General features: G+C 73.7%; 15 protein-coding genes. 5 read left to right on the top strand and 10 right to left on the bottom strand.

Annotated elements, in window-relative coordinates:
- The first annotated feature begins 37 nt into the window (after nucleotides 1–37).
- Nucleotides 38–1,042, top strand: a complete 1,005-nt coding sequence (locus ACWCRA_RS07235; protein ID WP_351548686.1) for an AraC family transcriptional regulator — start codon at nucleotides 38–40, stop codon at nucleotides 1,040–1,042.
- Between the two features lie 704 nt (nucleotides 1,043–1,746).
- Nucleotides 1,747–4,395: an alpha-glucan family phosphorylase gene (glgP, locus tag ACWCRA_RS07230; protein WP_351548689.1), complete on the top strand. Its 2,649-nt coding sequence runs from the start codon at nucleotides 1,747–1,749 to the stop codon at nucleotides 4,393–4,395.
- 15 nt (nucleotides 4,396–4,410) lie between these two features.
- On the opposite strand, the gene ACWCRA_RS07225 is transcribed toward glgP, so the two are convergent.
- From ACWCRA_RS07225 to ACWCRA_RS07205, 5 genes are all read right to left on the bottom strand, one after another.
- Nucleotides 4,411–5,973 (bottom strand): sensor histidine kinase, encoded by a 1,563-nt coding sequence (locus ACWCRA_RS07225; RefSeq protein WP_351548692.1) that lies wholly within the window; start codon nucleotides 5,971–5,973, stop codon nucleotides 4,411–4,413.
- 4 nt (nucleotides 5,974–5,977) lie between these two features.
- On the bottom strand, nucleotides 5,978–6,712 hold the full coding sequence (locus tag ACWCRA_RS07220) for a response regulator (protein WP_451067001.1): 735 nt from the start codon (nucleotides 6,710–6,712) through the stop codon (nucleotides 5,978–5,980).
- Nucleotides 6,713–6,774: 62 nt separating this feature from the next.
- A complete protein-coding gene (locus ACWCRA_RS07215; RefSeq protein ID WP_351548698.1) occupies nucleotides 6,775–8,586 on the bottom strand; it encodes an NlpC/P60 family protein in 1,812 nt (603 codons plus the stop codon).
- 100 nt (nucleotides 8,587–8,686) lie between these two features.
- Nucleotides 8,687–9,157 (bottom strand): cyanase, encoded by a 471-nt coding sequence (cynS, locus tag ACWCRA_RS07210; RefSeq protein WP_351548701.1) that lies wholly within the window; start codon nucleotides 9,155–9,157, stop codon nucleotides 8,687–8,689.
- 88 nt (nucleotides 9,158–9,245) lie between these two features.
- Nucleotides 9,246–9,866, bottom strand: coding sequence for a carbonic anhydrase (locus tag ACWCRA_RS07205; protein ID WP_351548704.1), 621 nt, complete (start codon nucleotides 9,864–9,866; stop codon nucleotides 9,246–9,248).
- A 125-nt stretch (nucleotides 9,867–9,991) separates the two neighbouring features.
- Here ACWCRA_RS07205 and cynR point away from each other — a divergent pair, with 125 nt between their 5' ends.
- Nucleotides 9,992–10,897 carry a transcriptional regulator CynR gene (gene cynR, locus ACWCRA_RS07200; RefSeq protein ID WP_351548707.1) on the top strand — a complete coding sequence of 302 codons (906 nt, stop codon included), beginning with the start codon at nucleotides 9,992–9,994 and terminating at the stop codon, nucleotides 10,895–10,897.
- Between the two features lie 98 nt (nucleotides 10,898–10,995).
- Here the strand turns inward: cynR and ACWCRA_RS07195 are convergent, their stop codons facing one another.
- From ACWCRA_RS07195 to glgX, 5 genes are all read right to left on the bottom strand, one after another.
- A complete protein-coding gene (locus ACWCRA_RS07195) occupies nucleotides 10,996–13,032 on the bottom strand; it encodes a M4 family metallopeptidase (protein WP_351548710.1) in 2,037 nt (678 codons plus the stop codon).
- Nucleotides 13,033–13,714: 682 nt separating this feature from the next.
- Nucleotides 13,715–14,980 (bottom strand): serine/threonine-protein kinase, encoded by a 1,266-nt coding sequence (locus ACWCRA_RS07190; protein ID WP_451067000.1) that lies wholly within the window; start codon nucleotides 14,978–14,980, stop codon nucleotides 13,715–13,717.
- Nucleotides 14,981–15,401: 421 nt separating this feature from the next.
- The gene (locus tag ACWCRA_RS07185) at nucleotides 15,402–17,267 is read right to left on the bottom strand and encodes an ABC transporter ATP-binding protein (RefSeq protein WP_451066999.1); all 1,866 of its coding nucleotides are present in this window, start codon (nucleotides 17,265–17,267) and stop codon (nucleotides 15,402–15,404) included.
- Nucleotides 17,264–19,177 carry an ABC transporter ATP-binding protein gene (locus ACWCRA_RS07180; RefSeq protein WP_451066998.1) on the bottom strand — a complete coding sequence of 638 codons (1,914 nt, stop codon included), beginning with the start codon at nucleotides 19,175–19,177 and terminating at the stop codon, nucleotides 17,264–17,266. Before ACWCRA_RS07180 ends, ACWCRA_RS07185 begins: the two co-directional genes overlap by 4 nt.
- Before the next feature lie 43 nt (nucleotides 19,178–19,220).
- Entirely contained in the window at nucleotides 19,221–21,674 is a 2,454-nt protein-coding gene (gene glgX, locus ACWCRA_RS07175; protein ID WP_451066997.1) for a glycogen debranching protein GlgX, read from the bottom strand.
- 156 nt (nucleotides 21,675–21,830) lie between these two features.
- Here glgX and ACWCRA_RS07170 point away from each other — a divergent pair, with 156 nt between their 5' ends.
- Complete coding sequence (locus ACWCRA_RS07170; protein WP_351548721.1) at nucleotides 21,831–23,042, top strand: L,D-transpeptidase; 1,212 nt, start codon at nucleotides 21,831–21,833, stop codon at nucleotides 23,040–23,042.
- A gap of 310 nt (nucleotides 23,043–23,352) precedes the next feature.
- Entirely contained in the window at nucleotides 23,353–24,597 is a 1,245-nt protein-coding gene (locus ACWCRA_RS07165) for a L,D-transpeptidase (RefSeq protein WP_451067042.1), read from the top strand.
- Nucleotides 24,598–24,629 lie beyond the last annotated feature (32 nt).

The raw sequence follows: 24,629 nt of genomic DNA, 5'->3' as shown, positions 1-24,629 counted from the left end.
TGTGACCGCTGTGACCGCTATGACCACTGATGCCGCTGTGACCACTGCCGCACCCGCCCCGGTGGTGACGCCGCGCACACCCGTGCCCGGCGCCGACGACCTGCTCAGCGAGCTGCTCAAGCCGCTGCGGCTGACCGGTGTCTTCGACAGCCGCTGGCATGTCCGGGCGCCCTGGGCGATCGAGGGCGGCGCGGATCAGCGGTGCGCGGTGCTGCACTTCGTCACCCGGGGCGGGGGCTGGCTCACGGCCGAGGGCCGCACCCCGATCCGGCTGCGCGCCGGGGACCTCGCCGTCTTACCCACCGGGGCGGCCCACCGGCTCGCGGACCACCCCGAGCGGCGCGGGGGCGTCGTCCTCGGGGCCGTACGGCCGCGTGCCGGCCAGGGGAATCCCGGCGGGGCGGTGGTCGGCGGCGACGGCGGGGTGGAGAGCGGGCTGCTCTGTGCCGGGCTGCACTACGACGAGTCCGCGGCGACCGGCCTCTACCAGGCGCTGCCCTGGGCCCTGGTGCTCGACCGCGCCCAGGTCGACCAGGAGCCGCTGCTCCGGGACACCCTGCGGCTGCTCGCCACCGCCGAGGACCGGCCGGCCGGGCCGGGGGACCGGCTGGTGACGCTGCGGGCCTTCGAGATGGCGCTGGTGCTCGCCATGCGCAATCTGCTGCGGGACCTGGTGGCCGACCCGTCGTCGCTGCCGGTGCTGCGGCACCCCGGGGTGCGCCGGGCGATGGTGATCATCGCGACGCGGTTCGCCGAGTCGTGGACGATCGAGTCGCTCGCCCGCGAGGTGGGGATGTCGCGGTCGGCGTTCACGGCGGCTTTCCGGGAGCTGGTCGGGGAGGCGCCCGCGCGGCATCTGACGGGGCGCCGGATGCAGGAGGCGGCGCGGTTGCTGGGGGAGACGTCGTTGCCGCAGTCGGCGGTGCCGGGGAGGGTGGGGTATCAGAGCACGGTGGGGTTTCATCTGGCGTTCCGCAAGTGGTATGGGATGACCCCCGGGGAGTACCGCTCCACCTCGATCCCCTCCGCTCCCGCCCCCTGAAGCCCCCCGAGCCTGTGCGTTTCCGCCCGTCCGGCACCTGAGTACGGCCCCCGCACCGGGGTGCCCGAGCCCGAGCACACCCAGCCCGTCCGGCGTTTGAGGGCGGACCCTGTGCGACGGGACCCCGCATGGTGCGGGCCTCGGTCGGGGGCCGGCCCCCGAGCCCCCGCTCCTCAATCGCCGGAGGGGCTGAGTGGTGCGGCTCAGTTCGCCGGAGGGGCTGGGTGGTGCGGCTCAGTTCGCCGGAGGGGCTGGACCGCTCAGCCGGTCTGGGGGCACCTCCCGGAGGCAGCTCTGGGGGAGTTTGAGGACGGACCCCGCGCTATGGGTAGCCCGAGCAGACCCAGCCCCTCCGGCGCTTGAGGACGGACCCTGTGCCGCAGGGCCCCGTACGGCGCCTCCAGCCGCGCCCGAGCCCCCCGGCAGGGAGACCCCTCCGGGACGTGGACGCCGTGCCTCGGGGAGGGTGAGGGAGGCGGTCGGGGGAGGGAGCGGAGGGGCTCCGCGCCGGAGGGGGGCGCTCGGGAAAGCGCAGGTGGGCACGGGCGGCGCGCCCGCATGCGAGGCGGTGGGAGCACACGCCGCACCGGCGCGCGCCGTGGCCGCACCCCACCCCCTCCCACTAACGTCCTCCAGTGACGGGGAGACGCACACACCGCCGTGCGTCCCCTCGAATGCCTCCCTCCCCTGCGAAGGTGGAACCCGTGAAGGCCATTCGTCGATTCACCGTCCGCCCCGTCCTCCCCGAACCCCTCCACCCCCTCACCCCCCTCGCCCGCAACCTCCGCTGGTCCTGGCACACCGAGACCCGTGACCTCTTCCAGGCCGTCGACCCCGGGGGATGGCGGGCCGCGGGCGCCGACCCGGTCCGGCTGCTCGGCTCCGTCCCCGCCGCCCGGCTCGCGGAACTCGCCGAGGACCGGCACTTCCTGCGCCGGCTGACCGCCGCCGCCGCCGACCTGCACGACTACCTCCACGGCGACCGCTGGTACCAGAGCCGCCGGCCCGGCGACCCGCCCTTCCCCGACGCCATCGCCTACTTCTCCCCCGAGTTCGGCGTCACCGCCGCCCTCCCGCAGTACTCCGGCGGCCTCGGCATCCTCGCCGGGGACCACCTCAAGGCCGCCAGCGACCTCGGCGTCCCCCTCATCGGCGTGGGCCTGCTCTACCGCCACGGCTACTTCCGCCAGTCCCTCTCCCCCGAGGGCTGGCAGCTGGAGCACTATCCGGTGCTCGACCCCAACGAACTCCCCGTCACCCTCCTCAGGGAGGCGGACGACACCCCCGCCCAGGTCACCCTGGCGCTGCCCGCCGGCCGCACCCTGCACGCCCGGATCTGGATCGCCCGCGTCGGCCGCGTACCCCTGCTGATGCTCGACTCCGACGTCGAGGAGAACGGACCGGGCGAACGCGAGGTCACCGACCGGCTCTACGGCGGCGGCAGCGAGCACCGGCTGCTCCAGGAGATGCTGCTCGGCATCGGCGGAGTGCGCGCGGTACGGACGTACTGCCGGCTCACCGGCCACCCCGCGCCCGAGGTCTTCCACACCAACGAGGGCCACGCCGGCTTCCTCGGCCTGGAGCGCATCCGCGAACTGGGCGAGCGCGCCGACGGCCCCGGCCTGGACTTCGACGCCGCGCTCGAAGCGGTCCGCGCCGGGACGGTCTTCACCACCCACACCCCCGTCCCCGCCGGTATCGACCGCTTCGACCGCGAACTCGTCGGCCGCCACTTCGGCGAGCGCGCCGAACTCCCCTCCCTCCCCGTCGAGAAGATCCTGCGGCTCGGCGCCGAGACCTACCCCGGCGGCGAGCCCCACCTCTTCAACATGGCCGTGATGGGCCTGCGGCTCGCCCAGCGCGCCAACGGCGTCTCCACCCTCCACGGGGCGGTCAGCCGGGGCATGTTCTCCGGTCTGTGGCCCGGCTTCGACGCCGAGGAGGTGCCGATCACCTCCATCACCAACGGCGTCCACGCCCCCACCTGGATCGCCCCCGAGGTGCTGCGCCTGGGCGCCCGCCGGATCGGCGCGGGCCGCGCCGAGGAGGCCCTCACCGTCGGCGGCTCCGCACTGTGGAACGCGGTCGTGGACATCCCGGACGCCGACCTCTGGCAGCTCCGCCGCGAGCTGCGCGAACAGCTCGTGGACGAGGTCAGACGGCGGCTGCGCGCCTCCTGGCGGCAGCGCGGCGCGGGCGCCGCCGAACTGGGCTGGGTCGACGGCGTCCTCGACCCCTCCGTCCTCACCATCGGCTTCGCCCGCCGGGTCCCCTCGTACAAACGCCTCACCCTCATGCTCCGCGACCGCGACCGCCTCACCGAACTGCTGCTCCACCCCACCCGCCCGGTGCAGATCGTCGTCGCCGGCAAGGCCCACCCCGCCGACGACGGCGGCAAGCGCCTGGTCCAGGAGCTGGTCCGGTTCACCGACGACCCCCGGGTGCGCCACCGGATCGTCTTCCTCCCCGACTACGGCATGGGCATGGCGCAGAAGCTCTACCCCGGCTGCGACGTCTGGCTCAACAACCCCCTGCGCCCCCTGGAGGCCTGCGGCACCAGCGGCATGAAGGCCGCGCTCAACGGCGGACTCAACCTCTCCGTGCTCGACGGCTGGTGGGACGAGTGGTACGAGCCCGACTTCGGCTGGGCGATCCCCACCGCCGACGGCTCCGCCACCGACGAGGAGCGCCGCGACGACCTGGAGGCGGCGGCCCTGTACGAGCTGATCGAGAACCGGGTCGCCCCCCGCTTCTACGAGCGGGACGCCCAGGAACTGCCCCAGCGCTGGATCGAGATGGTCCGCCGCACCCTGGCGTCGCTGGGGCCCAAGGTGCTCGCGGGCCGGATGGTCCGGGAGTACGTGGAGCGGCTGTACGCCCCCGCCGCCGGCGCCCACCGGGCGCTGGACCCCGCCACCGCCCGGGAACTCGCCTCCTGGAAGGCGCGGGTGCGCGCCGTCTGGCCCCGGGTGGCCGTCGACCATGTCGAGACGGCGGAACAGTTCGCGCCGCGCGGTACGGCCGAGCTGGGCGCGAACCTCGCCCTGCGGGCCCGGGTGGCGCTCGGCGAGCTGACCCCCGAGGACATCGAGGTCCAGGCGGTGGCCGGCCCGGTCGACGCGGACGACACCCTCTCCGGCGCCCGCGCCTTCGCCCTCAAGCCCGTCGGCGGCCCCGACCTGGACGGCCGCTGGACCTTCGAGGGCACCCTCGCCCTCGACCGCACGGGCCCCTTCGGCTACACCGTCCGGGTGCTGCCCGCCCATCCGCTCCTGGCGACCGGCACGGACCCGGGCCTGGTGACCCTGCCCGCCGGGGCGGCGGGGGAGAGGGCGGGGGTGCCGCGCCGATGAGGGACACGGCCGGCGTCAGGGCCGGTCCTCCTCGTTGGCCACATCGGTCACCACCGCCTTGGACGCCAGCCGGCCGTCCCGGAAACAGAGCCGGTAGGCGGGCGCGTCGCTGAACCGGCCGACCCGGTAGTAGACGCAGGAGCCGGCGCCCGCCGGCTCCGGGTCGACCCCGGCGGGGCGGCCGTCCAGGGCGTGCTCCGGCAGTCGCGCCGACACCTCGGCACGGGTGTCGCCGACGCCGATCCGCTCGTACTGCGCCCGGTCCGGCACGGACCGGGCGCGGGTGTACTGGTCGGCCGCGAAGAGCAGCACCGCCAGAACCCCCACCCCCGCCACCGGGATCACGATCGCCTGCGCCAGACCGCGCCGCACCCGTCCGCGCGCCTGGCGCAGGGCCCGGCCGGAGGCGGTCGACGGGACCCTCGGCTCCGGCGGCGGGGGCGTCGCGCCGGCCGTCACCGGGAGGCGGGCGGTGACGGTGAACCCACCGTCCGGGCGCGGCCCGTGGTCCAGGGTGCCGCCCGCGAGCCGGACCCGTTCGTCCAGCCCGACCAGCCCGCTGCCGCCGCTCGCCTGCCCCGACGGCGGCCCCTCGGCCCGCCCGCTCTCCACCACGACCAGCACCCAACCGGCCGCCCGCTCCACCCCCACCACCACGGCCGCGCCGGGCGCGTGCTTCGCCGCGTTGGTCAGGGACTCCTGGACGACGCGGTGCACCGCCCGGTCCGTCATCCCCGGCAGCGCCCGCGGTACGCCGTCCTCCCGCAGCCGCACCGCGATCCCGGACTCCCGGGCCCGCTCCACCAGCTCCCGCACGCTCTCGTCCGCCGGCGCGGTCGGCGCCCGCTCGTCGTCGGCGCGCAGCACCCCCACGATGTCCCGCAGCCGGGCGGTGGCGTCGGCCGCCGCCCGCCGCAGCTCCCCGGCGGCGGCCCGCCGGCTCTCGCTCAGCGCCGGGTCCACCTCCAGGGCGGCGGCCCGCACCGCGATCAGCGACAGATCGTGGCCGAGCGAGTCGTGCATGTCCCCGGCGATCCGGGACCGCTCCCGCATCCGCTCCCGGTCGGCGACGGCCCGCTGCTCGCGCTCCATCCGCTCCGCCAGCTGCCAGCCAGTGCGGATCAGCTCCGCGTACTGGAGGACATACCGTCCCACCAGCCAGGGGACGACGACGGTGAAGAGCAGCGAGCCGAGCTGCGCGGGCCAGGCCCAGGGGTCGCGGTCGAGGAGGAGCAGCGCCACCAGACCCGCCGCCGCGACGCTCCCGAAGAAGACGAGCGCGGGCCGGGCGCGGGGGGAGCGCCGGCCGGCGAGGTAGCCGAACGCGGCCATGGACAGCACGTACTCGGAGGCGAACAGCTCCGTGTTCCGCGCGGCGGTCAGCGCGAGGGCGATCCCCAGGGAGAGCAGCGGCACCCGCCGCCACACCAGCGCCGCGACCCCGAGCAGCCCCACCCCGGCGGCGGCCCCGCCCCAGGACCCGCCGTCGTCCGGATCGCCCAGCAGCAGCACCGGGCCGCTGAGGAGCGCCCAGAGCGCGAGATCGACGAGGAGGTGCCGGGTCCGTTGGCTGCGCATGCGGCTACTCTGCCGGACGCGCCCGGCCCGGGTCCCCCGACGAAAGTCCCGGTCCGCGCTCCACCACACCGGCCTCGTGGGCGAGGATCGCGAGCTGGACCCGGTTCCGCAGCCCCAGGCGCGCCAGGACGGCGCTCACATGGGCCTTCACCGTGCTCTCCACCACATGGAGGCGGCCGGCGATCTCGCCGTTGGAGAGACCGGCCCCCACCAGGGCGACGACCTCGCCCTCGCGCGCGGTGAGCGGTTCGAGACGGGAGCGGGCGTCGGCGGCCCGGGAGAGCCGGCCGCCGCCGAGCTGGGCGATCACCCGGTGCGCCACCTCGGGGGAGAGGAAGGCCGCGCCGCCGGCGACCGCCCGCACCCCGGAGATCAGATCCCGGGGGTCCCCCGACTTCAGCAGAAAGCCGCTCACCCCGGAGTCCAGCGCGCGGGCGATGTACTCGTCCTCCGAGAAGGTCGTCAGCATCACGACCGCTGTCCCCGGCGCCACCCGCCGCAGCTCCTCGGCGGCGCGCAGCCCGTCCAGCCGGGGCATCCGGATGTCGAGCAGCGCCACATCGGGCCGGTGCCGCAGCGCCAGATCGACCGCCTCGTGCCCGTCCCCGGCCTCCGCGACGACCTCGATCCCGGGTTCGGCGCCGAGGATGGCCCGCACCCCGGCGCGGATCATGGCCTCGTCGTCGGCGAGCAGAACGCGTACGGCGGTGTCGGGACCGGGGCCGGCGGAGGTCGTCATACGGTCAGATTACGGCGCGGGGCACGGCCGCTCCCGCCGCACCCCGCGCCCGCCGGCGGCCGTCAGAGCCGGCGGACCGTGCGCAGGCGGGTGGCGTACTTCTTGGTGCCGTCCAGGAGCGAGGGGCCGCCGACATCGGCCAGGGTCGGGCCGTTGGGCGTCTTGCGGCTGGAGAGGAAGCGCCGCTTCCCGTTCTGGTCGAGGCCCAGATAGATCCCGACGTGGTCGATGAACTCGGTGCCCTGTGTGGCGTCGAAGAAGACCAGATCGCCGACCCGGAGCCCGGTCAGGGAAGGCGGCGTCGCGGCCGAGTGGGCCACCTGCGCCGAGCCGGCCCACTGGGCCATCCACTCCGAGGTGCGCGGCAGGAAGCCGCCGCTGTTCCCCGAGCTGAAGTCGCCGAGCCCGATCCCCAGATGGTGCCCGAAGACCATCCGGACATAGCCCGAGCAGTCCAGGCAGCGGGCGTTGGCCGCGTCCGCCGAGTGGCGGTGGCCGTCGGGGAAGTTCCAGTCCGTCTCCATGTACTCGTGGAAGTCGGCGCCCTCCCGCGGGCCGCCGTTCGCCGGCGGGCCGTACCGGGACTCGCCGAGGACGCGCTTGCCGAACTGCTGCTTCCCGGCCTCGGCCGACACCACCCCGGGGGCGCCCGGCAGGAACATGGCGGCGAGGGCGAGCGCGTCGGGCTCCGTCGATCCGTACCAGTCCCGGATCTGCTGCTCCAGCGCGGGCGTCCAGGTGCCGTTGTAGGGGTCCTTCAGGACCCGTATCCACTCCCGGTGGGTGACGGAGGGGTTCTCGGCCCAGGAGGCGCTGGTGACGGTGAACTCGGAGACCTTGAGCCGGATCGGCAGGGCGCTCGTGGCGACGGCGCCCGCCGCCGCCCGGACGCCGACCCGGCCCGCGCCGAAGGTGGTGTCCGACGCCTTCTCGACGCCCCACTGGGGGTTCTCCGCCCGGTCGGCGCGCCAGGCCCGGGCCCTGAGGGAGCCGCCCTGGCGGCTGACCCGGATCGTCCACGGGTCGAGCGCGGAGCCGCCGCTGTCCAGGGTGACGGGCCCGTCCAGGACGGTGACGGTGTTCTGCTGCTCCTTCTCCAGCCGGAGTTCGACGGCGCCGCCGGGGAGGAAGGAGAGCCGGGCGCGGTAGTGGTCGTCGAAGCTCTGGAACCCGAAGGAGAGGGAGTGGGAGAGGGTGACCCCGGCGGGCGCGCTGTCGAAGCTCGCCGTGGAGCGCGCGTCGACATCGGTGATCATGTCGTCGGAGAGCGTCGAGTGGCGGGCGAGGGTGGGGTTGGTGGCGGTGATCGCGATCGCCCCGGTGCCGGAGGCCGTCCCGGTGCCGGGGGTCACGGTGAAGTCGCTGTCCGGGCCGTTGTTGTGCACCCAGAAGTTCCGCGAGGGCCCGGCGCCCCACCCCTCCGTGCTGCTGCGGTCGAAGCGGTCGGAGAAGGTCAGCTTGGACTCGCCGAAGGTCCGCTCCGGGCCGCGCATCCGGACCGTGCGCGCGTTCCTGGTGAGCACGGCGACCTCGACGCGCTGCGACGCGTCCCCGGGGTGGTCGGGGTTCTCCCGGGTGATCCGGGTGCCGGGGAGCGCTCCGCCGACGGCTTCGGCGGTGACCGGGCCGAGCCCGCCGCCGACGGAGCCGTGAAGCATCGCGTCGTTGGCGGCGAGGAGGACGGAGCCGCCGCCCGGTCCGGTGGTGGACCGGGGCGGGCCGGCCGCCGCGAGGCCGGCGGCGGTGCGCGCGGGCGCGGCCTGCGCGGCCTGCGCGGCCTGCGCGGCCTGCGCGGTGGCGGCCGGGGCGATCAGGGGGGTGGCGGTCGCCGCGGCCACAGCGGTCAGAAAGGTGCGTCTAGTGGGTTTTGACATGAATTCATGATCGCTGACGGATGCGGGGCCGGCCCACACCGGCGGTGATATCACCGCTCCGGTGCGGTCCGGCCCCGCACGGGCCCTCGGCCGATCCGGTTCAGAAGGGCTTGGTCGGCAGGTACTTGCCGTCCAGGGTGATCACGGCGCGCTCGCCGCCGTCGGGGTCGGCGACCTTCTTCACATCGAGCCTGAAGTTGATCGCGCTGATGATGCCGTCACCGAACTGCTCGTGCACCAGCGCCTTGAGGGTGGTGCCGTAGACCTGGATCATCTCGTGGAAGCGGTAGATCGTCGGGTCGGTGGGGACGGAGCCGGGGATCGAGCCCCGGGTGGGGATGGTCTGGAGCAGCAGCGCCGCGTCGTCGTCCAGGCCCAGCAGTTCGGCGACGGCCTGCGCCGCGGCCTCCGGCAGCGGGTGCTGGCCGAGCACGGCGGCGGTCACGAAGGCCACCGAGAAGTCGGTGACATCGGCGATCTGCTGCCAGGTCAGGTCCTTGCGCGTCTTGGCGTCGACGGCGGCGTTGGCGAGGGCCTGGCGGGCGGTGGGGTCGAACTGGGAGTGCGCCATGGGAGGGGTGTCCTTTCGGGGTGGGGCCGTACGCCGCCGGGGTGGCGGGGACGGCGGGTCGCGGGAGGGTGTGGCGGACGCGCGGGGGTCAGGCCGCGAGGGCCGCCGGGCGGTGGCCGTTCGGGTGGGCGCCCGGGTCGAGTTCCTCGACGGCGCCGGTGGCGATGTCGAAGACCCAGCCGTGCAGTGTGACCGTTCCCCGCGCCAGCGCACGGGCCACCGGGGGATGGGTGGCCAGATTCGTGAGCTGCGCCAGCACATTCCGGCGTACGAGGGCGGCGACCGACTCCGCCGCGGTGCCGCCGGTCGCGGTGCGGGCCGGGGAGGCGTCCGCGTGCCGCAGCCAGCCGGCGACGGCCGGCGCTCCGCTGAGGTCGTGGCCCTCGGCCAGCGCGGTCATCGCGCCACAGGCGGAGTGCCCGCACACCACGACGTCACGGACGCCGAGCACCGCCACGGCGTACTCGACGCTGGCCGCGATGCCGTCGCCGCCCGGGGTGTGGGCCGGGACGAGATTTCCGGCAGTACGGATGACGAACAGCTCACCCGGCTCGCTCTGGGTGATCAGCTCCGGCACCACCCGGGCGTCGGAGCAGCCGATGAACAGGGTTCCCGGCCGGTGGGTGCCGGCGAGCCTGCCGAACAGCTCCGCCTTGCCGGGGAAGACCTCCCGCTGGAAACGCGTGAGGCCCTGGACGAGATCGTGCACGGGTCACTCCCTTCGGTGGGCGTCGGCCCGATCGGGCTGACGGAATCCACCCTGCATGACCTGTATCTATAGTGTCCAAGACGTAGTAGGCATGATTGCTATTGATCTGATCTATGATTGGTCTCATGGCCATGGAACTGCGTCATCTGCGCTATCTGCTCGCCGTCGCCGAGCACGGCAACTTCACCCGCGCGGCCGAGGACCTGCGGATCTCCCAGCCCACCCTCTCCCAGCAGATCAAGCAGCTGGAGCGCGCCGTGGGCGTACAGCTCCTCGACCGCACGGGCCGCACCGTGCGTCTCACCGACGCGGGGGAGACCTATGTGCACTACGCCCGGCGCGCGCTGCGGGACCTGGCCGCCGCCGAGCGGGCGGTGCTCGACGTGGCCGACCTCTCCCGGGGCAGCCTGCGGCTCGCGGTGACCCCGACCTTCACCGCGTATCTCATCGGCCCGCTCGTCGCCGAGGTGCACTCCCGCCACCCCGGCATCACGCTCGACGTGGAGGAGATGACCCAGGACCGCATCGAGGCCGGGCTGCTCGCCGACGAACTCGACATCGGGATCGCCTTCGCCGGGCCCCATCTGCCCGGGATCGCCGCCACCCCGCTGTTCACCGAGACCCTCAGCCTGGTCGTGGGGGCGCACCGGCCGGAGGCGGGACGCGGGCGTCCGCTCCCCGTGGCGGAGCTGGCCGGTCACCGGCTCGCGCTCCTCAGCGGGAACTTCGCCACCCGGGGCCACACCGATGCCTACTTCGCCCGGCACCGCGTCAGCCCCCGGATCGTCGTGGAGGCCAACTCCATCCAGGCCCTGACGGAGATCGTCCGCCGCACCCCCCTCGCCACGGTGCTGCCCGACGCCATCGCCCACGACCACCCCCATCTGAGCCCCATCCCCCTCGAACCGGCCCTGCCGGCCCGCACGGTGTCGCTGCTCCGCCGGGAGAGCGGCTACCGCAGCGCCGCCGCGCGCGCGTTCACCCGTCTCACCGGGGAACTGGTGGCCGCGCGTGGATACCTCCCCGCCTGAACGGGAACGGGAACGGGCCGGAAACGGGTGTCGCCCGGGAGGGAGCCGTGGCTCCTCCCCCGGGCGAACGGGTCATCGCCGGTCCGTGCGGTCCCGGGTCAGAAGGTGAGCTTGAAGTTGTTGATGTACCCGGTGTCCTGCGCGGCGCGGTCCTGCACCCGCAGCCTCCAGACGCCGTTCGCGACCTCGGAGGACGCGTTGACCGTGTAGGTCTCCTGGACGTTGTCCGCCGAGTCGGAGGAGCTGTACGGCTTCAGCGAGTACACCGACCCGTCGGGGGCGACCAGGTCCACCACCAGGTCACCGCGCCAGGTGTGGACGATGTCCACCGCGGCCTTCAGCGTCGCCGGGGCGTTGCCCGCCACGCCGGAGACGGTCACCGCGGACGTCACGGCGGCACCGTTGTCCGGGATGGAGACATCCGCGGTGTTCTCGAAGCTGGTGCCCGGGTCGGGGTTGCCGCCGCCGGGGCGGGCGCCGACGTTGATGGCGGCCCAGGCGTTGGTCACACCGGCGACCTCGGCGCTGTTCGCCCCGTACAGCTCCGTCGCCACCGCGATCGTGCCGGTGCGCGCGGCGGCGTAGTTGGTGGTCGAGGTGAACTTGGTGGTGAGCGCCTTGTACCAGATCAGCGCGGCCTTCTCGCGGCCGATGGCCGTGACCGGCAGCCCGTCGGAGGTCGGCGAGTCGTAGCTCACGCCGTTGAGCGTCTTGGCGCCGCTGCCCTCGGAGGCGAGGTAGAACCAGTGGTTCGCCGGGCCCGAGGAGTAGTGGACGTCGACTCCGCCGATGCCCGAGTACCAGTAGTCCTTGGACGAGCCGTCCCGGCTCGGCCGGTCCATGTACCGCAGCGGGGTGCCGTTGCCCCGGATGTCGATCTTCTCGCCGACGAGGTAGTCGCCGAGGTCCTGCGGGTTGTTGGCGTGGAACTCCACCGCCGCCGCGAAGATGTCGGAGGTCGCCTCGTTCAGCCCGCCGGACTCCCCGCTGTAGACGAGGTTGGCCGTCGACGAGGTGATGCCGTGCGTCATCTCGTGCGCGGCGACATCGATGGAGGTCAGCGGCTTGGCGTTGCCCGCGCCGTCGCCGTAGGTCATGCAGAAGCAGCTATCGGTCCAGAAGGCGTTGGAGTAGTTGTTGCCGTAGTGGACCCGGGAGGAGGCGCCGACCCCGTCGCCCCTGATCCCGCTGCGGCCGTGCACGTTCTTGAAGTAGTCCCAGGTCACCCCGGCGCCGTAGGCGGCATCCGCGCCGGCGGTCTCGGTGTTGGCGGGCAGGCCGTTGCCCCAGATGTCGTCCGGCCCGGAGAAGAGGGTGCCGGCGCCGGAGGTGCCCCGGTTCAGATTGGTGGTGCGGTGGTTGCCGCGCCCGGGGTCGGTGAGGTTGTACGTGGACCCCGACTGGGTGGAGCCGAGCGTCACCTGCCCGCTGTACTGGGTGTTGCCGGTGCCGTTGTGCACCGCCTGCCACTCGTAGAGCTTCTCGCCGGTGGCGGCGTCGGTGACGACGTGCAGCTCGTTGGGGGTGCCGTCGTGCTGGAGGCCGCCGACGACCGTCTCGTACGCCAGCACCGGTTTGCCGCCCTGCGCCAGCCAGACCACCTTGCGCGGCGCGCGGTCCGCGTCGGTGCGGGTGGAGCCCTCCGCCTTCGCGCGGGCCAGGGCCTGCTTCTCGGCCGCCGCCGGGGCGATCAGCGCCTTGGTGGCGACGCCCTTGAGGGCGGTGCGCGAGGCCCTGGTGACGGACTCGGTGACACCGGCCCCGGTCTCGGCGACGACGAGGTCGCCGCCGAGCACCGGGAGGCCGCCGAAGGTGCGCTCGTAGCGGGTGTGGACGGTGCCGTCGCGGTCCCGGGCCACATCCCGGACGACCAGCTTCTCCTGGGCGCCGAGCCCGAGTTCCCGGGCGGTGGCGGCGGTGCCGGCGCTCTGCTCGCGTATCAGCTCCGCCCGCTGGGCGGGGGTCAGCGCGACGGGCAGGGCGCCCGGGTCGGCCTTCCCCGCCTTGGCGGCGGCGGGGGAGGCCGCCGCGCCGGCGGCGGAGGAGGGGCCGGCCTGGAAGCCGACGGCCACGAGCGCGGCGGTGGCGATGAGGGCTCCGGTCGCGGTGGTGCGACGGCGGGAGGTGGATCTCACGCGTACTCCTTCTGCGAAGGCGGTACCGGACGGCAGGGCGGGCCGTCCGGGCAGAGCATGCCGAGCGAGTGTTCGAGGAACGGGGGAAGAGTGGCAGGAGTAACCAGTTTCTGTCAGGGGCGCGTCAAGAATTGGCCGGAATTCGTCCGTTGAGCGAGGGGGGGTGTTCGTTAACCGAACGTTGCGCCCATGTTGCCTGCCCCCCCGCCCGGCGCGGGCCCGGGTCGGGGGCCTGCCCCCGAACCCCCGCTCCTCAATCGCCGGAGGGGCTGGGGGGGGGCTGGGGCCGCCGGTGGGGTTGGGGTGCTTGGGCTGCCGGTGGGGCCGGGGTGGTGCTGCTCGATCGCGGAGGGGCTGAGGTCGTGCTCCTCAAGGGCCGGGGAGGCCGGCTGCGTGTGTCTCGATCGCCGGTGGAGCCGAACCCCCGCTCCTCAATCGCCGGAGGGGCTGGGGGGGCTGGGGGCTCTGATCTGTCGGTGACGGGGGCAGTCCAGCCCGTCCGGGATCAACTCCCCGAGGCGGCTCCGGGGGAGTTCCGGAACCGACCCGCGCCACGGGAGGCGGGCGCACGCTCAGCCTGTCCGGCATGTGAACGGACCCCGTGTCGCAGGGCCCGCGCCCCGCGACACGGAGCCACCGGTCATGGGTGGGGGATTCGGCCACCCGGGCCGCGGGGCCGGGGTCAGGCCGTGGCGAACCCCCGGTGGGTGATGCTGGCCACCACCCCCGCCACCTTCACCTCCACCACGACCTCCCCCCGCGTCCACCGCGTGGTCTCGTCATCGGGCGCCCCCAGCTCCGCCAGCACCGCCCCCGCGAGCCGCTCGCGGTCCTCCACCGACGGGTAGAACGCCACCAGATACAGCCGGCCGCGCCCGTTGAAGGCGTACTGCGTGGACATCGCGATCCCGCAGAACGGCTCGGGGTCCAGCCCCGTCACCCACCAGTCACCGTTCCGCCGCGCGGTCCCCGGAAACCGCTCACGGAACTCCGCGACCGTCGCCCCCCAGGCCACCCCGCTCCACCCGGACTCCACGCCCTCGGGCTCCCCGGGCCCGGAGAGCCCGCCGTCCCCCACCCCGCCCGCCGGTACGCCCCCCACCGACGCGGAGACGGCCGGCGGCAGCCACTCCCCGCTCACCGGCTCCCCGCCGCCGCAGGTGTCCACGATCTCCGCCATCGACGGACGGTCCGCCGGATTCCTGGCCAGACAGGACGCCACCAGCGAACGGAAGGCGCCATCGACGCGCGACAGATCCGGCTCCTCGTGGACGATCCGGTACAGCACCGCCGCCGGATGGCCCTCCCCGAACGGCGCCGCGCCCCCCGACGCGAAGGCCAGCACGGACCCCAGCGAGAAGACATCGCTCGCGGGCCCCACCTCCCGGTCACCGCGCGCCTGCTCCGGGGACATGTACGCCGGGGTCCCCCGGATCACCCCGGTCGTCGTCTGCGAGGTCGCCTCCAGGGCGCGGGCGATCCCGAAGTCGATGACACGCGGCCCGTCCCCCGCGAGGATCACATTCCCGGGCTTCAGATCGCGGTGCACCAGCCCGCGGTCGTGGATCGCGTCCAGCCCCTCCGCCAGCCCGGCCACCAGCACCCGGACCGCGCCGGCCGGCAGCGCGCCGTGCCCGTCCACCGCCTCCCGCAGGGAGGGCCCGGGCACATAGGCGCTGACCAGCCAGGGCCGTTCCGCGTACGGATCGGAGTCCACCACCTGCGCCGTGAAGAACCCGCCGACCCGCCGGGCCGCCGCCACCTCCCGCGCGAAGCTCCGCCGGAACCCCGGATCGGCCCCGTACTCCGCGCGGACCACCTTCACCGCCACGGGCCTGCCACCCGCCGAACGCCCCAGAAAGACGTCCCCCATCCCGCCGGAGCCCAGCCGGCCCACCAGCCGGTAGCCACCCACCCGCTCCGGATCACCCGGTCGCAGAGCTTCCACCGGTACTCCTCCCGCGCGACCCAACCCCCGGACCGGGGGGCATCGTCTCAGACGAGCGTCGGTCACGGACCGGTTCCGGGCCGCTCCCTCCATGCCAGGACCGCCACAGCGCGGCGTACGCCCCGCCCCCGGCAGTCGCCGACCGCCTCCCGGGCCGCCGAGATCCCCCGATGGTGCGGGCCCCGGCCGCGGTGGCGGCGGGCTGCTCCGTGAGGAACGAGCTGACCGCGCCCCGAGCGGGATGCACCGTGAGCGCTCGGCGCGGGTACCAGCTGGGTTGGTGTGCGTCCGGCGCCGGTGGCCGGCCCTCGCGCGACGGGTGGCCCGGGCAATCCCAGCCCGTCTGGGGGCAGCTCCGGGGGAGATTGAGGACGCCCCCTGTGCCACAGACCCCGCACCGCGGGGAGCCCCCACCACAGCCTCAGGCCAGGCTCGTCCGCCAAGCCTGGTGGAGGTTGGCGAAGTGCCCCTTCGCGGCGATCAGCTCCCCCGGCGAACCGTCCTCCACCACCCTCCCCCCTTCCATCACCAGCACCCGGTCCGCCACCTCCACCGTCGACAGCCGGTGCGCGATCACCACCGCCGTCCGCCCCCTCAGCACCGTGTCCATCGCCCGCTGCACCGCCCGCTCCCCCGGAACATCCAGCGAGCTGGTCGCCTCGTCCAGGATCAGCACCGCCGGGTCGGCCAGCAGCGCTCGGGCGAACGCCACCAGTTGCCGCTGGCCGGCCGAGATCCGGCCACCGCGTTTCCGTACGTCCGTGTCGTACCCCTCCGGCAGCGCGCTGATGAAATCGTGCGCGCCGATCGCCTTCGCCGCCGCCTCGATCTCCGCGCGGCTCGCGTCCGGACGCCCGATGGCGATGTTCTCGGCGACCGTCCCGGAGAACAGAAACGCCTCCTGCGTCACCATCACCACCCCGCGCCGCAGCTCCGGCAGCGCCAGCTCCCGGAGATCCACCCCGTCCAGCAGCACCCGCCCCTCCGTCGGGTCGTAGAACCGGGCCAGCAGCTTCGCCAGCGTCGACTTCCCCGCGCCCGTGGAGCCGACGACCGCGATCGTCTGGCCCGCCGGGACGGTCAGACCGAAGGTGGGCAGCACCTCACCGCCCGTACGGTAGGCGAACCGCACCCGGTCGAAGACGACCGCCCTGCCCGGCTCCCCGCCGCGCCTCGGCGGCAGCTCCCCGGGGCGCTCGGGCTCGGGCACGCTCGGCGTCTGGGCCAGCAGTCCCGCGATCTTCGTCAGCGACGCGACGGCGCTCTCGTAGGAGTTGAGGAACATCCCGAGCCGGTCGATCGGGTCGTACAGCCGCCGCAGATAGAGCACACACGCCGCCAGCACCCCCAGCGCCAGCGTCCCGTCGGCGACCCGGTAGGCGCCCCACAGCACGATCCCGGCGACCGCCGTGTTGGCCACCAGCCGCGAGCCGACGACATACCGCGCCATCTCGATCAGCGTGTCCCCGTTGCTGCGGCCGTGGTGGTCGTTGAGGACCCGGAACGCCTCATCGTTGGCCCGCTCCCGGCGGAACGCCCGCACCGGCCGGATGCCGTTCAGCGTCTCGGTGAACTTCACGATCACCCCGGCTATGGCGGTCGACCGGGTGCTGTAGATGACCCCCGCGCGCCGCCGGTAGATCCGCACCAGCAGGAACAGCGGTACGAAGGACGCGATCGCGACCCCGCCGAGCCCCAGGTCCAGCCAGAGCAGCATCACCGAGATGTAGACGAAGGCCAGCACCACGTCGATCAGTTCCTGGAGCCCCTCCTCCAGCAGCTCGCGCAGGGACTCCACGTCCGAGGTGGAGCGCGAGATCAGCCGGCCGGAGGTGTAGCGCTCGTGGAAGTCCAGGCTCAGGGCCTGCGAGTGGCGGAAGATCCGGCCGCGCAGATCCAGCAGCACATCCTGGTTGAGCACCCCGGAGACCCGGATGAACAGATACTGGAACAGCCCCGCGCCCAGCGAGCAGAGGGCGTAACCGGTCGCGACCGCGATCAGCGGCCCGTAGTTCTGCTCCCGGAAGGCGGGTACGCCCCGGTCGATGGCGTAGGCGACCAGCAGCGGGCCCGCCTGGATGGTGGCCTGCTGGACGAGCAGGATCAGGACGAGCCGGATCAGCCGGGGGCGGTGCGGCCGGAGCAGCGACCGCAGCAGCGTGCCGGTCGCGCCCTTGACGGTGGGCAGATCGTCCCGGTCGAAGTGATCGGCGGGCTGCTCGGCCGGCGGCGCGGCGGGCGGCGGGGGCGCCTGGGCGGCCTCCGGCCCGGAGGCGGTGGTGGTCATCGTGGGTCCCCTTCTCCCTCTGCGCCCTCTGTGCCCTCAGTGGCCTCTGCGCCCTCTGTGCTTTCCGCACCCGACATCAGCCAGGCGTACTCCGCGCTCGTCCGCAGCAGTTCCTGATGCGTCCCCACGGCCGCGATCCGCCCCTCGGAGAGCAGCGCCACACGGTCCGCGAGCAGCACCGTGGACGGCCGGTGGGCCACCACCAGCGCCGTGGTGTCCTCCAGGACCTCCCGCAGGGCCGCCTCCACCAGCGCCTCCGTGTGCACGTCGAGCGCCGACAGCGGATCGTCCAGCACCAGGAAGCGGGGTCTGCCGACCACCGCCCGTGCCAGCGCGAGCCGCTGGCGCTGCCCGCCGGAGAGGCTCAGCCCCTGCTCACCGACCTCGGTGCGCACTCCGTCCGGGAGGCCGTGCACGAACTGTGCCTGCGCCACCCGGAGCGCCCGCTCCAGATCCTCGGCCCTCTCCGCCGCGTCGCCGTCCCCCGCGCCCATGAGGACGTTCTCGCCGACCGTGGCGGAGAAGAGCGTCGGCTCCTCGAACGCCACGGACACCAGCCCGCGCAGCCGCTCCCTGGGCATGGCCGCGATGTCCTCGCCGTCCAGGGTGATCCGGCCGGAGGTCGCCTCGTGCAGCCGGGGTACGAGCGCGGTGAGGGTGGTCTTCCCGCTGCCGGTGGCGCCGACCAGGGCCATGGTCTCGCCGGGCCGGATGTGCAGATCGATCCGGTCGAGCAGGGGCGGGGTGTCGTCGGCCGTGTCGGGATAGCGGAACCGGACCCCCTCGAACCGCAGCCCCGCCGCAGGAGCCGCCGCCGGAGCCGGAGCCGAGCCCGACATCGAAGCCGAAGCCGAAGCCGAAGCCGAAGCCGAAGCCGAAGCCGAAGCCGGCACCGAAGCCGCCTCCGAGGTGTCCGGCTCCCGCTTCTCGTCCATCACCTCGAAGTACCGGTCCGCCGCCGTGGCCGCCTCCTGGCACATCGCCAGCAGGAAGCCGAGCGACTCCACCGGCCACCGCAGCGCCAGGGCGATCGACAGAAACGCCACCAGCGTGCCCGCCGACAGATCCCCGTCCGCGACCTGGACCGTGCCCAGCACCAGCGCGGAGCCGATCGCCATCTCCGGGATCACCGTGACGGCCGACCAGATCCAGGCCAGCAGCCTGGCCTTGGCCAGCTCCGTGCCGCGCAGCTCGTGCGACATCGCGGTGAAGGCGCGGGCCTGGCTGCGGTGGCGGCCGAAGCCCTTGACGACCCGGATGCCGAGGACGCTCTCCTCGATCAGTGTCGTCAGATCGCCCACCTGGTCCTGGGCGCGGCGCGCGGCGAACGCGTACCGCGACTCGAACCAGGAGATCAGGATCATCAGCGGTACGACCGGAACCAGCAGCACCAGCGCGAGCAGCCACTCCTGCGCGAACAGGATCACAAAGCCCACCAGGATGGTGGTGCCGTTGACCAGCAGGAAGGTCAGCGGGAACCCGAGGAACATCCGGATCAGCGCCAGATCCGTGGTGCCGCGCGACAGCAGCTGCCCCGACGCCCACCGGTCGTGGAAGGCCACCGGCAGCCGCTGGAGATGGGCGTAGAGCCCGGCCCGCATGGCCGCCTCCACCCCCGCCAGCGGGCGGGCCACCAGCCAGCGGCGGATACCGAAGAGCACCGCCTCGGCGAAGCCGAGCAGCAGCAGCGCGAGCGCCCCCAGCCACACTCCGCCGGGGTCGCGGTCGGCGATCGGACCGTCCACCATCCACTTCAGCACCAGCGGGATGACGAGGCTCAGACAGGAGGCCACGATGGCGATGAGGGCCGCGATGAACAGCCGGGCCCGGACCGGCCGTACATAGGGCCAGAGCCGCAGCAGTGAGCGTACGGCGGACCGGCCCTCGGGAGCTATGTGTGAAGTGGACATCAGGAGTGAGCCTACGGTTCATCCCTGACAGCCCTCATCCGATTTATCCACCGGGCCCGCCCTTCGCCCCGCCCTCCGCCCCGCCCTCCGCCCCGCTCCCCGGCACCACCCGCAGCAGCAGCGCCGCCCTCGGCCCGACCGCCACCGCCTCCCCTCCCGCGCGCACCGCCCCCGGCGCGCCCGACTGGTCCTCGGGCTCCGTGTCCACCAGCACCTCGTACGCCGACGCCCACGGCGGACCCGGCAGGGTGAAGTCCACCGGGGCGTCCCCCGCGTGGAGGATCAGCAGAAAGCTGTCGCCGGTGATCCGCCGCCCCCGCGCGTCCCGGCCGGGGATGTCCCGGCCGGAGAGCCGCAGAGCGAGCGTCGCGGCGGGCGCGTACCAGTCCCGCTCGGTCATCTCGGTGCCGCGCGCGGTGAACCAGGCGAGGTCCGGCAGCCCGTCCGCCGCCCCGGCCCGCCCGGAGAAGAAGTCGGCGCGGCGCAGTGCCGGATGGTCCCGGCGCAGGGCGAGCAGCCGGGTGGTGAGATCCAGCAGCCCGCGCGCCCCCGACCGCTCCCGCTCCCGCTCCAGCGCCCCCGACCGCTCCCGCTCCCGCTCCAGTGCCCCTGACCGCTCCCGCTCCCGCTCCAGTGCCCCTGACCGCTCCCGCTCCCCGGAGAGACCGCCCGCCCCCGCGCGGGTGACCGGCGACCAGTCCACCCACCCCACCTCGTTGTCCTGGCAGTACGCGTTGTTGTTGCCGCCCTGGGTACGCCCCATCTCGTCCCCCGCGACCAGCATCGGGACCCCCGTCGACAGCAGCAGCGTGGTCAGCAGATTGCGCGCCTGGCGCCGCCGCAGGGCGTTGATCCCCGGGTCGTCGGTCTCGCCCTCCGCGCCGCAGTTCCAGGAGCGGTTGTCGTCCGCGCCGTCGCGGTTGGACTCGCCGTTGGCCTCGTTGTGCTTCCGCTCGTGGCTCACCAGGTCCCGCAGGGTGAATCCGTCGTGCGCGGTGACGTGGTTGACGGAGGCGCGCGGCCGGCGCCCGCCGGGGGCGTAGAGATCGCTGGACCCCGAGAGCCGGTACCCCAGCTCCCGCACATCGGGCAGCGCGCCGCGCCAGAAGTCCCGTACGGCATCCCGGTAGCGGTCGTTCCACTCGCTCCACTCGGCGGGGAAGGCGCCCAGCCGGTAGCCGCCGGGACCCAGGTCCCAGGGCTCCGCGATCAGTTTCACCCCCCGCAGTACGGGGTCCTGGGCGAGCGCCGCGAGAAACGGGGACTCCATGTCGACCCCGTCCGCCGTACGGGCCAGCGCGGACGCCAGATCGAAGCGGAAGCCGTCCACGCCCATCTCGGTCACCCAGTACCGCAGCGAGTCGGTGATCAGCCGCAGCACCGGCGGGTGCGCGGTACGGAGGGTGTTGCCGCACCCGGTGTGGTCGGCGTACGCGCGGGCGTCGGGCTGGAGCCGGTAGTAGCCCGGGTTGTCGATCCCGCGCAGGGAGAGCGTCGGGCCCGGCCGGCCTCCCTCCGCCGTGTGGTTGTAGACCACGTCGAGGATGACCTCGATCCCGGCGGAGTGCAGCGCCGCCACCATCGACCGGAACTCGCCGACCTGCTCGCCCCGGGTCCCGCCGGCCGCGTATCCGGCGTGCGGGGCGAAGTACCCGATGGAGTTGTACCCCCAGTAGTTGCGGAGGTTCCGCTTCAGCAGATGGTCCTCGTGGGCGTACTGATGGACGGGGAGCAGCTCCACGGCGGTCACCCCCAGCCGGGTGAGATGGCCGATCGCCGCCGGGTGCGCCAGGCCCGCGTAGGTGCCGCGCAGCCGGTCGGGGATGTCCGGGTGGAGCCGGGTGAAGCCCCGGACGTGCAGTTCGTAGAGGACCGTCTCGGCCCAGGGGGTCCCCGGGCGCGGCCCGGTCGCGGGGGAGTGGTCCCGGACCACGACCCCCTTGGGGACGTACGGGGCCGAGTCCCGGTCGTCGCGCACGGTGTCGGCGGCCCATGGCCCGGCCCGGTCGCGGACATGTCCGTAGACCTCGGGCGGCAGCGCGTACTCGCCGTCCACCGCGCGGGCGTACGGGTCGAGCAGCAGCTTCGCCGGGTTCCAGCGGGCCCCGGTCCAGGGGTCCCAGCGGCCGTGCACCCGGTAGCCGTACCGCAGGCCGGGGCGGGCCCCGGGGACGAAGCCGTGCCAGATCCCCTCGGTGGGGGCCGCCAGCGGCAGCCGGGTCTCGGCGCCCGACTCGTCGAAGAGGCAGAGGTCGACGCCCTCGGCCCCGCCCGCCCAGAGCGCGAAGTTGGTGCCGTGGGTCCCGCCGGGCCCGGTCCCGCACCGCGCCCCGAGCGGCGCGGGCACCCCCGGCCACACCTCCGCCACCGGGACCGCCTCCCGCACCGATTCCGACTCCGGCACGGGCTCCGACTCCGACACCGGCTCCCGCACCGGCACCAAATCCACCCCCGCCCCCGCCCCCGACTCCCGCTCCCGCTCCGCCGTGCTCGACACCTGATGGCCTCCCGGGGTCGGCGGGACCCGGCCGCCGGCCCCGGGAGGCCGGGGCCCGCGCGCGGTCCTCTTCCGCTGTTGTGCCCACCGGGCCCCTCCTCCCACTCCTGGACGCGGTCCACGTTTCCCTCCCGGGCCCCCGTCGTTGGGGTGGTCGTGAGACATGTACTGAGACGGGCAGGCCGGGGCTCAGCAGCAGCCCTGGCATCGGCAGGGCTGGTGACCGGCCTCTTCGGCTGCACCGGCGGCGCGCTCGACATCGCGAGCAAGCCCCGGGCCCCCGAGGAGGCGATCCGGGTGATCCCCGGGGACGGCGCGCGGGACGTGGACCCGGACGGGCGCCTCGAAGTGCGGCTGCCCAGCGGCCGGCTGGAGCGGGTCAGGGTGAGGCGGATCGAGAACGAGAAGCCGGCCGATGTCCCGGGGGCCATCTCCGAGGACGGTCTGCGCTGGCGCCCGGACCCGCCGGGGAAGCTGGACATCGCGGCCAAGTACAGCGTCGACGTGGTCGCCCTGGACGGCCACGGCCGCCGCTCGGCGCGCCACACCACCTTCACCACCGAGGTCCCCGAGCAGCGCTTCATCGGCTACTTCAAGCCGGAGCACCGGGCGACCGTCGGCACCGGGATGATCGTCTCCTTCAGCTTCAACCAGGACATCGCCGACCGGGCCGCCGTGCGGCGGGCCATCGAGGTCACGGCCGATCCGCCGGTGGAGATCGAGGGGCACTGGTTCGGGAGGAACCGGCTGGACTTCCGGCCCGAGGAGTACTGGGAGCCGGGCACCGAGGTCACCGTCGATGTGCGGCTGCGGGACGTGGAGGCGGCGCCCGGCGCCTACGGCGTCCAGGACCGGACCGTCACCTTCACGGTGGGCCGCTCGCAGACCTCCCTCGTCGACGCCGAGGCCAAGACGATGGAGGTCCGGCGCGACGGCGCCCTGCTGGCGACCCTGCCGATCACGGCCGGGGCGCCGAAGTCGACCACGTACAACGGGAAGATGGTGGTCAGCGAGATGCACGACGTGACCCGGATGGACGGCGGGTCGGTCGGCTTCGGCGGGGAGTACGACATCAAGGACGTGCCGCACGCCATGCGGCTGACCCGGACGGGCACCTTCCTCCACGGCAACTACTGGGCGCCGCCGGAGACCTTCGGCCGGGCCAATGTCAGCCATGGCTGTGTGGGGCTGCGCGATGTGAAGGGCGGCGGCGGGGACACCCCGGCGGGCTGGTTCTTCGACCGGACCCTGATCGGGGATGTGGTGGAGGTGGTCAATTCCCCGGAGAAGGTGGTGCCGCCCGACAATGGGCTGAGCGGGTGGAACATGACATGGCAGCGGTGGAAGCAGGAGCCCGCCCGGGACTGACCCGCGCGCCCGGGGTCTCCTTTCCCCTCCCTGTTCCCTTCCCGTGCCCTTCCCTGTTCCCCTCCCCGGCTCTTTTCGGCCCGCGCCCGTTCCCTTCCGGCCTTTCCCCGGCTCTTTCCGATCCTTTTGCCGGGCATTCCCCTCTTCCCCGCTTGGGGCTCGCCTCACCGGACAACTTGGGACTGAACGGTGACATACAGCGGAAGGCGCCCAATCCCCCTCGTGTGGTTGTCTGTTCGAGCGCGTACGGATGGCGTGCGGGGGTGTGCGGGCCGGGCCGGGGCCAGGCCGTGCGAGGGGAGAGACCATGGTGGAAGGGCGTCCGACAGCGAGGGAATCGGCCCGTGTGGCGGGCGGGGCCCGGGGTTCCGTTCTGCGGGCGGGTGCCACGGCGGCGCTGCTGGTGCTGGTGACCGCCTGCGGGGGCGGCGGGGGCACGGACGCCGCCGACGACGGGAAGGGCGGGGACGGCGGCCGGGCGGTCGCCGAGGCCTCGCGCGCGGTGGTCACCGTGCTGCCCGGGGACGGCGCGAAGTCGGTGGCCACCAGCGGCGCCCTGAAGGTCACCGCCGCCGGCGGCAGGCTGACCGCCGTCACCGTGCGGGACGACAAGGGGCGGCAGGTCGAGGGCCGGATCGCGGCGGACGGCACGGCGTGGGAGCCGCTGCACCATCTGGCGGGCTCCACCCGGTACAGGGTGCACGCCGTCGCCCGGGACAAGGACGGCCGCGAGTCCGCCCGGGACTCCGTCTTCACCACCCTCGTACCGAAGAACACCTTCATCGGGCACTACACCCCCGAGGACCGGACCACGGTCGGCGTCGGCATGCCGGTCTCCCTCCGCTTCACCCGGGGCATCACCGACCCCGCCGCCGTCGAGAGGGCCATCAGGGTGACGGCCGAGCCGTCCGTGCCGATCGAGAGCCACTGGTTCGGCAACGACCGGCTGGACTTCCGCCCGGAGAAGTACTGGGCCCCCGGCACCGAGGTGACCCTCACACTCAATCTGGACGGGGTGCAGGGCCGCCCCGGTGTCTATGGAAAGCAGGCCAAGTCGGTCTCGTTCACCGTGGGCCGCAGCCAGATATCCACGGTGGACGCCAAGAGCAAGCGGATGAGGGTGGTCCGGGACGGCAAGGAGATCAAGAACATTCCGATCACCGCCGGGGCGCCCGCGACCACCACCTACAACGGCCAGATGGTGATCAGCGAAAAGCACAAGGTGACGCGGATGAACGGCGCCACCGTCGGATTCGGCGGGGAGTACGACATCAAGGACGTGCCGCACGCGATGCGGCTCTCCGATTCCGGCACGTTTATCCACGGCAACTACTGGGCCTCGTCCGGCACCTTCGGATCGTCGAATGTCAGCCATGGCTGTGTGGGGCTGCGCGATGTGCGCGGCGGATACGACAAGAAGTCCCCGGCCGCCTGGTTCTACGACCGCTCGCTCCTCGGCGATGTGGTGATCGTCAAGAACTCCAAGGACAAGCGGATAGCGCCCGGGAACGGCCTCAACGGCTGGAACATGTCCTGGGAGGAGTGGAAGAAGTAGCCCCACCCCTCCCGGAAGCCCCCCAGCACCCG

The organism is Streptomyces sp. NPDC001889 (genome assembly GCF_053594535.1).
This window is presented reverse-complemented; position numbering and strand designations above follow the sequence as displayed.